At 66.8% G+C, this 9,934-nt stretch carries 11 protein-coding genes; 4 read left to right on the forward strand and 7 right to left on the reverse strand.

Annotated elements, in window-relative coordinates:
* Positions 1-146: 146 nt before the first annotated feature.
* Complete coding sequence (locus PMES_RS10855; RefSeq protein WP_159965704.1) at positions 147-1,013, forward strand: DUF6473 family protein; 867 nt, start codon at positions 147-149, stop codon at positions 1,011-1,013.
* A 57-nt stretch (positions 1,014-1,070) separates the two neighbouring features.
* Here the strand turns inward: PMES_RS10855 and PMES_RS10860 are convergent, their stop codons facing one another.
* From PMES_RS10860 to PMES_RS10885, 6 genes are all read right to left on the reverse strand, one after another.
* A complete protein-coding gene (locus PMES_RS10860; protein ID WP_159965705.1) occupies positions 1,071-1,997 on the reverse strand; it encodes an electron transfer flavoprotein subunit alpha/FixB family protein in 927 nt (308 codons plus the stop codon).
* Positions 1,997-2,758: an electron transfer flavoprotein subunit beta/FixA family protein gene (locus tag PMES_RS10865; protein WP_159965706.1), complete on the reverse strand. Its 762-nt coding sequence runs from the start codon at positions 2,756-2,758 to the stop codon at positions 1,997-1,999. The genes PMES_RS10860 and PMES_RS10865 overlap by 1 nt, the downstream gene beginning before the upstream one ends.
* Before the next feature lie 123 nt (positions 2,759-2,881).
* Positions 2,882-3,454, reverse strand: coding sequence for a cob(I)yrinic acid a,c-diamide adenosyltransferase (locus PMES_RS10870; RefSeq protein ID WP_159965707.1), 573 nt, complete (start codon positions 3,452-3,454; stop codon positions 2,882-2,884).
* A 2-nt stretch (positions 3,455-3,456) separates the two neighbouring features.
* Positions 3,457-3,663, reverse strand: coding sequence for a twin transmembrane helix small protein (locus tag PMES_RS10875; RefSeq protein WP_159965708.1), 207 nt, complete (start codon positions 3,661-3,663; stop codon positions 3,457-3,459).
* A gap of 143 nt (positions 3,664-3,806) precedes the next feature.
* Positions 3,807-4,637, reverse strand: a complete 831-nt coding sequence (locus tag PMES_RS10880; RefSeq protein WP_159965709.1) for an SDR family NAD(P)-dependent oxidoreductase — start codon at positions 4,635-4,637, stop codon at positions 3,807-3,809.
* A gap of 18 nt (positions 4,638-4,655) precedes the next feature.
* Positions 4,656-5,144 (reverse strand): SH3 domain-containing protein, encoded by a 489-nt coding sequence (locus PMES_RS10885; RefSeq protein ID WP_159965710.1) that lies wholly within the window; start codon positions 5,142-5,144, stop codon positions 4,656-4,658.
* Positions 5,145-5,267: 123 nt separating this feature from the next.
* Here PMES_RS10885 and PMES_RS10890 point away from each other — a divergent pair, with 123 nt between their 5' ends.
* The gene (locus PMES_RS10890; RefSeq protein WP_201288990.1) at positions 5,268-7,592 is read left to right on the forward strand and encodes a DNA topoisomerase IV subunit A; all 2,325 of its coding nucleotides are present in this window, start codon (positions 5,268-5,270) and stop codon (positions 7,590-7,592) included.
* Positions 7,593-7,660: 68 nt separating this feature from the next.
* Here PMES_RS10890 and PMES_RS10895 read toward each other — a convergent pair whose 3' ends face one another.
* Entirely contained in the window at positions 7,661-8,530 is an 870-nt protein-coding gene (locus PMES_RS10895; RefSeq protein ID WP_159965711.1) for a 4-helix bundle domain-containing protein, read from the reverse strand.
* A 213-nt stretch (positions 8,531-8,743) separates the two neighbouring features.
* On the opposite strand from PMES_RS10895, the gene PMES_RS10900 reads away from it, so the two are divergent.
* Together PMES_RS10900 and PMES_RS16715 are read left to right on the forward strand one after the other, a co-directional pair.
* Positions 8,744-9,685: a hypothetical protein gene (locus tag PMES_RS10900; RefSeq protein WP_159965712.1), complete on the forward strand. Its 942-nt coding sequence runs from the start codon at positions 8,744-8,746 to the stop codon at positions 9,683-9,685.
* Between the two features lie 166 nt (positions 9,686-9,851).
* The coding region (locus PMES_RS16715) for a GTP-binding protein (RefSeq protein ID WP_236549664.1) at positions 9,852-9,934 on the forward strand (83 nt) is incomplete at its 3' end.

A 9,934-nucleotide genomic window follows, 5' to 3' on the forward strand; every position in this document is an offset into this window, starting at 1 on the left:
CCTTCCCGAACTCGTCGTCGGGCGGACTGTAAGGGCCGCGCGCGGCGCGATGCAAGGCGCAAAGACGGCATCCCGCCCTCGTGCATTAGGGGAATGGGAAGGGTTTGCGACGAGACTGGCATGGTGGGGTACAGGGGGTACAGGATGTGAAGCGTACGGGAATGATCGCCGGGGGCACCAGGGCCTCCGATTTTCCGACCTGCCGATATGGCACGTCACCATTGTCCTTTCGCGGGCCGCGGCGGCAGCTTGGCGGGGAATATCTGTCCTGCATCGGAGGAACGGAGACCTACGGGCGTTATGTTGCGCAACCGTTTCCGGACATCCTCGAGCAGGACATGGATCTGCGCTGTGTGAATTTCGGCTACGTCAATGCCGGGATCGACGTGTTCCTCGGCGATGCCACGGTCATCGAGACATGTGCGCATTCGGCCGTGACGGTCATCCAGGTGCTCGGTGCACATAACCTGACGAACAGGTTCTACACCGTGCATCCCCGGCGCAACGACAGGTTCGTGAAGGCAAGCGCGATGTTGCGCGCTCTCTATCCGGAGATCGACTTCACGCATTTCCATTTCACGCGGCATATGCTCGATTGCCTGATCGAGACATCCCCGAGCCGGTTCGAACTGGTGCTGAGCGAGCTGCAGCGGCTCTGGATCGCGAAGATGCGCCTGCTGACGGACAGGGTCGGCCGCAAGGCAGTGCTCGTATGGATCGCCGATCGCGGGCCCGGTGGCTCGGAAAGCACGGTCTGGGGCGGCGCGCCGCTCTTCGTGACGCGCGCAATGCTCGACGCGGTGGAAGGACGGCTGATCGGTCTCGTGGAAGTGGTCGAGACGCCGCAGGAGCGGGCGGCGGCCCTCGGTGACAAGGTCTTCGGCCCCGGCGAGCAGCAGGTCGCCCTGCAGGTTCCGGGCCCCAGGACGCATATGCGCGCCGCGGATGCCATTGCCGATGCGATCAGGGCCCGGCGGGCCGCAAGCGGGGAATGTCACAGGCGGATCGGCTGACATGCAAAAGGCCCGCCGTCTTCGGCGGGCCTTCGCGATGCAACCGTCCCGATGGGATCAGAGCTTCTCGGTCAGTTCGGGCACCAGCTCGAAGAGATCGCCAACGAGACCGTAATCGGCCACCTGGAAGATCGGCGCCTCCTCGTCCTTGTTGATGGCGACGATGACCTTGCTGTCCTTCATGCCGGCGAGATGCTGGATCGCACCCGAGATGCCGAGGGCGATGTAGAGCGCGGGGGCGACGACCTTGCCCGTCTGTCCGACCTGCCAATCGTTCGGGGCATAGCCCGAATCCACCGCAGCCCGGCTTGCGCCGACGGCGGCGCCGAGCTTGTCGGCCAGCTTCTCGACGATCGCGAAGTTCTCCTCGGAGCCGATGCCGCGGCCGCCGGAGACGACGATTCCCGCCGAGGTGAGGTCGGGCCGGTCCGATTCGGCGACCTTGTCCTCGACCCATTGCGACAGGGCGGGATCGGACGCGGCGCCGATCTTCTCGACGGGGGCGCTGTTGCCGGTGCCGGCCGCGTCGAAGGTCGACGTGCGCACCGTCAGAACCTTGATCCGGTCGGAGGATTTGACAGTCTGCACCGCGTTGCCCGCATAGACGGGACGCTCGAAGGTCTGCGCGTCGACGACGCGGGAGACATCAGAGATCACCATCACGTCGAGCAGGGCCGCGACACGGGGCAGGATGTTCTTGGCATCGGTGGTGGCGGGCGCGACGATATGCACGTAATCCCCCGCCAGATCGACCATCAGCGCGGCGACAGGCTCGGCAAGGCGGTGGCCGTAGAGCGGGTCCTCGGCGCAGAGCACCTTGGCAACACCTTCGATGGTCGCCGCCTGCTCGGCTGCGTCGGCGCAAGACGCGCCGGTGCAAAGCAGGGTTACGTCACCCAGGTCGGCACAGGCGCTGACCGCCTTGGCGGTCGCATCCATGCTCAGCGTGCCATCGGTCACTTCGGCAAGTAGAAGAACGGCCATCAGATCACCCCCGCTTCATTTTTCAGCTTGTCGACGAGCTCGTCCACCGAACCCACGAGAACGCCCGCCTTGCGCGCCTCGGGCTCCGAGGTTCCGACCACCTCGAGGCGCGGGCTCACATCGACGCCGTAATCCTCGGGCGTCTTCTCCTCGAGCGGCTTCTTCTTGGCCTTCATGATGTTGGGCAGGGACGCGTAGCGCGGCTCGTTGAGACGCAGATCGGCGGTCACGATGGCCGGCATCTTCACCTTGATCGTCTGCAGGCCACCATCGACCTCGCGCGTCACGGTGGCGTGCTCGCCCTCGATCTCGACGGCACTCGCGAAGGTGGCCTGGCTCCATCCGAGCAGGGCGCCCAGCATCTGGCCGGTGGCGTTCATGTCGTTGTCGATCGCCTGCTTGCCGCAGATCACGAGGCCGGGTGCCTCGGCATCCGCCACGGCCTTGAGAAGCTTGGCAACGGCGAGCGGCTCGATATCGGTATGCACGTCGTCGGCGGCCACGATGAGGATGGCACGGTCGGCGCCCATCGCGAGGGCGGTGCGCAGGGTTTCCTGCGCCTGCTTCACCCCGATCGAGACAACGATGACTTCCTCTGCGGCACCCTTCTCGCGCAGCCGGATCGCCTCCTCGACCGCGATCTCGTCGAACGGGTTCATCGACATTTTGACATTGGCGAGATCGACCCCGGACCCGTCTGACTTGACGCGAACCTTCACATTGTAGTCGATCACGCGCTTGACCGGCACTAGAACCTTCATTGGCGCAACTCCCTTTGTTCGAGCATAGGCGTAGCGCGTGGACGCGCCTTGCAACAGAGAAAAAAAGCCGCGGCGCAGCACGCAAACGCCACGTTTTCGCCAATCGGCAAGGCGCCGTTCCACCTAGCGGTTATTGCCGGGCACCCACAGGACATCGTCGGCGCCGCCGTTGTTGGCGGCGCGCGCGGCCACGAAACACCAATCGCTGAGCCGGTTGAGATAGCGGATCGCCGCGGGGTTCACATCCTGACCGGCGGCGAGGGCCACGGTCAGGCGCTCGGCGCGGCGCGACACGGTGCGGCACTGGTGCAGATGGGCCGACAGCGCGCTGCCGCCCGGCAGGATGAAGCTGCGCAAGGGAGCAAGCGCGCCGTTCATCGCGTCGATCTCGCGCTCGAGGCGATCGACCTGGGACTGGGCGATCCTGAGCGGCGGATATTCGGCCTCGGCGTCGGACGCGATGTCAGGGCGGCACAGGTCGGCCCCGAGATCGAAGAGATCGTTCTGGATCGCGGCAAGGGCCGCATCCATCTCGCCGGAGGCGTGGAGGCGCGCGATGCCGACCAGCGAATTGGTCTCGTCCACGGTGCCATAGGCTTCGACGCGGGCATCATGCTTGGCAACGCGGGCGCCATTGCCGAGCGCGGTGTCTCCGGCGTCGCCGCCACGGGTGTAGATCTTGTTCAGGACAACCATGGTCAACCTCCCACGCGGCGGAAATAGACGAAGAGCAGGATCGCGACGATGGCGACGGCCTGCGCGTAGATCCGGTAACGCATCACCTTGTTGGCATGCTTGCGGTTGAAATCGCCGCCCTTGGCGAAGCCGCCGATCCCGAAGAGCAGGATGGCCAGCACGGCCAAGACGGCAATCGCGACCAGGATGAAGAGGGGGTCTTGGAACATGGGCGGTCCTTTTTCCACTGTCACGCCAGAGGATAGGCGCGCGGCGCGCGATTGCGAAGGGGACGCGCGGTCGCGGGCGAAGATGTCGCGCATTCCCGCGCCGCGTCATCGCATGGCATCGCATGGCGCCGCCCCGGCCGCCCCTAGCCGCGGCTCAGGATCGCGTCGAGCGCGCGCACCGGCAGGATGCGGCGCAGCGCCCCCATCGCGTGGGTCGGCACGGTCACGTGGTAGCGCGGGCGCGGGTGCGGTGCCTCGAGCGCGTGCAGCAGATGCCGCGTCACGGCGGCGGGCATGAGTTCGAACCGGTTCCGCCGGGGGGGCGCGTAGAGGCGCGGCAGCAGTGCGCTTTCATACTGCGCCGCGCGGGGCGAGGCGCGCCAGTCGATCCAGCGCTCGAAATGGGGGACCGAGTTGCGCCGGAACGGGGTGCGGATCGGTCCGGGCGCGATCGTCACGACATGGACCGGGGTATCGCGCATCTCGACGCGCAACGTATCGGTCAGCCCTTCAAGCGCGAACTTGCTGGCGTTGTAGGCGCCGCGCCACGGGGCGGCGACCATCCCGAGCACCGAACTGTTCATCACGATGCGCCCATGTCCCTGGCGGCGCATCACCGGGATGGCGCGCCGGGTCAGGTCGTGCCAGCCGAAGAAATTGGTCTCGAAGATCGCCCTCAGCGCATCGACGGGCATATCCTCGATCGCACCTGGAATGGCATAGGCGGCGTTGTTGAAAAGGGCGTCCAGCGTGCCGCCGCTGCGCAAGAGCACGTCGTCGAAGCCGGTCTCGATGCTGCGGGGATCGGCGAGATCGATGAGGACGGTCTCAAGCCCGTGTTCCGCCTCGAGCGCGCGGGCATCCTCGGCGCGGCGCAAACCGGCGAAGACGCGCCATCCGCGCACCTTCAACGTCACCGCCGCATCGCGGCCGATCCCCGAGGAGCAGCCCGTGATCAGGATCGAACGCGTCATGCCGGGCGGGGGCGCCGATCAGCTGCTGCTGTCGAGGAACCGGCCGTAGATATAGGCGTCGAGATTGGATTCGCTCAGGCGGATGCGATACCAGCCATTGTCGGTCTGCTCGAGCACCTGGGCACGGGCGCCGGAATTGGCCTGGCCCACGACGGGATTGGCGGTGGAGGGTCCGGCGCGCAGGTTCACCGCGTCGGCGGTCACGGTCCAGAGTGGCTGGCTGGGCTCTGCCGCGGGCGCCGGGGCGACGGCGCGTGTCACGGTTGCCGGGGCGGCACTCTGCGATTGCCTTGTCATGGAGGCGGCAAGGGCCAGCTCGATCGCGCCGGCCTCGTCGTCGAGCGACAGGCGATGGGCTTGCTGCGGAGCCGCTTGGAGCAGGCCGGTATCGCCGGTATCCATACGCGCGACTTCGACGCCGTTGCCCTCGGTTTGCGGAAGGTCGCGGCCGGCGATCGCCATCGTCGTTCCAATTCCCATGAGCAGAAGAAGCGTCAGCCGTACCATCTCGAACCTCGCGTCGTTTTATGTAACCCTTGAGCCATGAACTTGCATCGGGGGTGAAAAGTTCATTGTTTTTTGCACGAGGCGCGCTTTACCGGCGCGTGCGGCGCCGCTATCCCCCGGTAGATGAGTGATGATAACGATAAAATCCCGTCCGGTCCGCGGCCTCAATCGGGCATGCAGGGCGACCTGATCGAGCCGCTGCGCCGTGCCATCGGCGAGCGCTACCTGACCTATGCGCTGAGCACGATCATGCACCGGGCGCTGCCCGATGCGCGCGACGGGCTCAAGCCGGTGCACCGGCGCATCCTCTATGCGATGCGCGAGCTGCGGCTCGGCTCCAACGGGGGTTTTCGCAAATCCGCGAAGATCAGCGGCGACGTGATGGGCAACTATCACCCGCATGGCGATGCCGCGATCTATGACGCGATGGCCCGCCTCGCGCAGGATTTCGCGGTCCGCTACCCCCTGGTGGACGGGCAGGGCAACTTCGGCAACATCGACGGCGACAACCCGGCCGCCTCGCGCTACACCGAGGCGCGGATGACCATCGCGGCCGAGGCGCTGCTCGAGGGATTGTCCGAGGACGCCGTCGATTTCCGCGAAAACTACGACGGAACCCTGACCGAACCGGTGGTGCTTCCGGCGGCTTTCCCGAACCTGTTGGCGAACGGCTCATCGGGCATCGCCGTGGGCATGGCGACGAATATCCCGCCCCATAACATCGCCGAGCTGGTCGATGCCTGCCTGCACCTGATCAAATCGCCCGATGCCCGCGACGAGACACTGCTGAACCACGTGAAAGGGCCCGATTTTCCCACCGGCGGGGTGATCGTCGAGCCGCAGGAGAGCATGGTCGAGACCTACAGGACAGGGCGCGGCTCCTTCCGTTTGCGGGCGCGTTGGGAGCGAGAGGATCTCGGCCGGGGCCTGTGGCAGATCATCGTCACGGAAATCCCCTACCAGGTGCAGAAGTCGCGCCTGATCGAGAAGATCGCCGAGCTCATCCAGCTCAAGAAATTGCCGATCCTGGGCGATGTGCGCGACGAGAGCGCCGATGACATCAGGCTGGTGATCGAGCCCAAGTCGAAGAATGTCGATCCGGACATGCTGATGAACATGTTGTTCAAAGCGTCCGATCTGGAGGTGAAGTTCGCGCTCAACATGAACGTGCTGATCGACGGGCGCACGCCCAAGGTCTGCTCGCTAAAGGAAGTGCTGCGCGCCTTTCTCGATCACCGCCGGGAAGTGCTCCTGCGCCGCACCCGTCACAGGCTCGAGAAGATCGACCACCGGCTCGAGGTGCTCGAGGGGTTCATCATCGCCTTCCTCAACCTCGACCGGGTGATCGACATCATCCGCTACGACGAGGGTCCGAAGGACGCCTTGATGCGCGAGACATGGGACCGCGACATCCCGCGCGCGATGAGCGAGGCCGATTACGTCCCGCCCGCCAAGGGGGCCGGTCCGCTATCGGAGGTCCAGGCCGAGGCGATCCTCAACATGCGCCTGCGCAGCCTGCGCCGGCTCGAGGAGATCGAGTTGAAGGCCGAGCGTGACGCGCTCGATGCCGAACGTGCGGGTCTGCATGCGTTGCTGGATGACACCGCGCTGCAATGGGGACGGATCGCCGAGCAGCTGCGCGAGACGAAGAAGCAGTTCGGCCGGCAATATGCTCGCGGGCACCGCCTGTCACGTTTCGCCGAGGCGGCGCAGGTGGAGGAGGTGCCGCTTGAGGCGATGATCGACCGCGAGCCGATCACCGTCGTCTGCTCGCAGATGGGCTGGATTCGCGCGCTGTCGGGTCATGTCGCGCTCGACAAGGAGCTGAAGTTCAAGGATGGCGACGCGGCGCGTTTCATGTTCCACGCCGAAACGACCGACAAGCTGCTGCTCTTCGGCTCGAACGGACGGTTCTACACACTGCAGGCCAGCAACCTGCCGGGCGGGCGGGGCATGGGCGAGCCGGTGCGGCTGATCGTCGATCTTCCCAACGAGGCCGAGATCGTCGACCTCTTCATCCATGCGCCCGACCGGCGGCTCCTCGTCGCATCGAGCGCGGGAGACGGGTTCGTGATCCCCGAGGTGGAAACGCTGGCGCAGACACGGGCCGGCAAACAGGTGCTGAACGTGCGCGGCGAGGTGCGGGCCTCGATCTGCCGCCCGGTCGCCGGGGACCATGTCGCCGTGGTGGGGGAGAACCGCAAGGTGCTCGTCTTCCCGATCGAGGAGCTGCCGGAGATGGGCCGCGGCAAGGGCGTGCGGTTGCAGCGCTACAAGGATGGGGGCTTGAGCGATCTGACGACATTCACGCTGCAGGACGGGCTGAGCTGGAAGGATCCCGCAGGACGCACCCGGACCCAGACCGACCTGGATGAATGGATCGCGCGCCGCGCGGGCTCCGGCCGAATGGCGCCGCGCGGCTTTCCCCGCGACAACCGCTTCAACTGATCGGGGGGCGGCGCGCGCCCCTGCCGGAACAGCGCGGCGCCGGGATGCCCCCGGCGCCGTGCTTGCGTTCACCCCGCCTTCTGCGCGGCTGCCTCGATCCGGCCCGCGGCGGACAGAAGCGGTGCCGCGTCACCCTCGATCGGCTGCTCCGGGGTGAGAGTGCCGAACGCTGACCCGGCAGCTTCGATCGCCTTGAGGGCGCCGCGCGCGGCATCCGCGGCCGGGCCTTGCGTCTCCTCGGCCAGTCGCTCTGCCTGCGCGCGGGCGGCGGCCACGAAGCCCCAGGCATCCTGGTACTCGTGCAGGTCGGTGACCTTGCCGGCCGCATCGATACCGGCGCCGTATTCCTCCGCCGCTATGCGCAGCATGGCTGCGAGGGCCAGGAGCGTCTCCCGCGGCGCGGCGTCGGCGGCGACGCGGGCGGCGTCGATCTGGCCGGCGATCTGCGCATGGGCCGCCTCGACCTGCTCGGCAGGGGCCCCGTCTTCGACGAGATCGGCAAGCTCCGTGAGACGGTCGCCGAACTCGGGCGCGCCGCGTGCCTCCAGGCCGGGAACGAGCGCCGCGTAGATCTCATCCTCCGGGTGCTTCATATGCGTCGCCGCGCCATCCTGCTTGCCGGCCGCGAACAGGGCGACGCCGGCGCGCAGATGACCGTCGATCAGTCCGAGATCCCGAAGGTAGCGGTCTGTCTCCATCGGACCCGCCTCGGTTGGCGTCCCTGCTTCTGCTGTCTCTCGGGCCATGTCCGCGCCCGTGTTTTCCGCGCTGCCGCTGCTCGCCGCCCGCGGTGCGGCGGAGACGCTTTTCTCGGGCGCCGTCACTTCCGAATGCGCCGGGGTCGCAAGCCCGGCGACAAGCGTGATCGCCGTGAGCGCCGCCGCCGGATTGCCACACAGGCCTGTGCGCCACGCGGCGGTGAATATGCCAGAAATCATCGGGAGATATCCTCATTAAACCTTACTTTTTCAGTTGGTAATGGGGCCCCAAACCACGGTCAACCGATTCCTTACAAAAACACTTTGGTATTCCGGCGCTCGACGGTCGATGAGAGTTGCCGCGTCGCCAGACAGGTGTCCGGCAAGCAAGCGCGATTGAATTCCGCCCGGCCCTGAGCTAGTGCGGAGGGTGAAACACGAGGGTTCCCAAACATGTCATTCATGCGTTCCGCCGCGCTCGGCGCCATCCTTCTCGCCGCTGCCTGTACCGCCGATCAGGATGCGCGCAGCCCCTTGGGCGATTTCAGGCTCGGGCATAACGTGGTCATGGCCAAGAGCGTCCAGAAGGGGCCCTTCTCGCGCGAGGCGAGCGCGGCCGAGTTGACGGCGGCCCTGTCGACCGCGATCGAGCGCCGGCTGGACCGCTATGACGGGAACGGGCTTTATCACCTGGGTGTGTCGATCGGCGGCTACGTGCTGGCGCAGCCCGGTCTCCCGGTGGTCTACACGCCGAAATCCGTCCTGATCTTCGACGTGACTGTCTACGACAACGCCACGCAACAGAAGCTCAACGCGGAGCCGCGTCGCTTCACTGTCTTCGAGGGGCTCAAGAACATCGCCCCGGTCGTGGGCTCGGGCAATGTGCGCGGCAAGGAGGAGCAGCTCTCCAATCTCGCGGAGGAGGGAGCGAAGGCGCTCGAGACATGGCTGCGGCGCAATCCCGACTGGTTCGTTCCCGACGATACGCCGCGCACGCCCTTCGACCGCGCCGCGGTCGCGGCGGGCAGGGTGGCCGCGCCGAATCCCGTGACCGCACCGGCAGCGCCGCGTCAGCAGTCGAGCCGCTCGCACAGCAGCCGCCCCATCGTCGATCCGGTGGCCATGCCCGTGCCGGCAAATGTCAGCGGCAACGCCGAGGTGCCCATGATGGCCGCGCCCGGCAGCGCGTCCCGTCCAACCGCGCCCGCGCCGCAGCCCGCACCGGCCCCCGCGCCTGCTCCTGAACCGGCCCCCACACCGACGCCGCCGATCGAGCAGACGCCGCTGAGCCCGCCCGCGGATGCATCCGCTGACACGTCCGCGGACACGCAGGAGAGCGGCGACACCGCCGCCACGCCGCAAGGTCCGGCGATCATCCAGGAGAGCGCACAATAGGCCGCGCCCCGAGACGAGCTTCGGCAAGGGCCGGGCCCGGCGCATGCGATCCGGGCCCGCGCGACAGCGCAGCAGCCTCTTGATTTCGCGCGCCCGCATGGGTAGAGAGCGCCCGTTGAAAGTGACGGGCCTGCGGGCCCCCGAACAGAACGAGGCGTGACCGGCCATGGCGAAGGCAAAATTCGAACGCAACAAACCGCATGTTAACATTGGCACGATCGGCCATGTTGACCACGGCAAGACGACGCT

Origin of the sequence: Profundibacterium mesophilum KAUST100406-0324 (genome assembly GCF_009835145.1) — a bacterium.
Taxonomy (GTDB): domain Bacteria; phylum Pseudomonadota; class Alphaproteobacteria; order Rhodobacterales; family Rhodobacteraceae; genus Profundibacterium; species Profundibacterium mesophilum.

What these genes read in the sequence shown, in the direction of transcription:
- PMES_RS10860 (WP_159965705.1), bottom strand. Translation starts at nt 1,997, where the DNA reads ATGGCCGTTCTTCTACTTGCCGAAGTGACCGATGGCACGCTGAGCATG.
- PMES_RS10865 (WP_159965706.1), bottom strand. Translation starts at nt 2,758, where the DNA reads ATGAAGGTTCTAGTGCCGGTCAAGCGCGTGATCGACTACAATGTGAAG.
- PMES_RS10870 (WP_159965707.1), bottom strand. Translation starts at nt 3,454, where the DNA reads ATGGTTGTCCTGAACAAGATCTACACCCGTGGCGGCGACGCCGGAGAC.
- PMES_RS10875 (WP_159965708.1), bottom strand. Translation starts at nt 3,663, where the DNA reads ATGTTCCAAGACCCCCTCTTCATCCTGGTCGCGATTGCCGTCTTGGCC.
- PMES_RS10880 (WP_159965709.1), bottom strand. Translation starts at nt 4,637, where the DNA reads ATGACGCGTTCGATCCTGATCACGGGCTGCTCCTCGGGGATCGGCCGC.
- PMES_RS10885 (WP_159965710.1), bottom strand. Translation starts at nt 5,144, where the DNA reads ATGGTACGGCTGACGCTTCTTCTGCTCATGGGAATTGGAACGACGATG.
- PMES_RS10890 (WP_201288990.1), top strand. Translation starts at nt 5,268, where the DNA reads ATGAGTGATGATAACGATAAAATCCCGTCCGGTCCGCGGCCTCAATCG.
- PMES_RS10895 (WP_159965711.1), bottom strand. Translation starts at nt 8,530, where the DNA reads ATGATTTCTGGCATATTCACCGCCGCGTGGCGCACAGGCCTGTGTGGC.
- PMES_RS10900 (WP_159965712.1), top strand. Translation starts at nt 8,744, where the DNA reads ATGTCATTCATGCGTTCCGCCGCGCTCGGCGCCATCCTTCTCGCCGCT.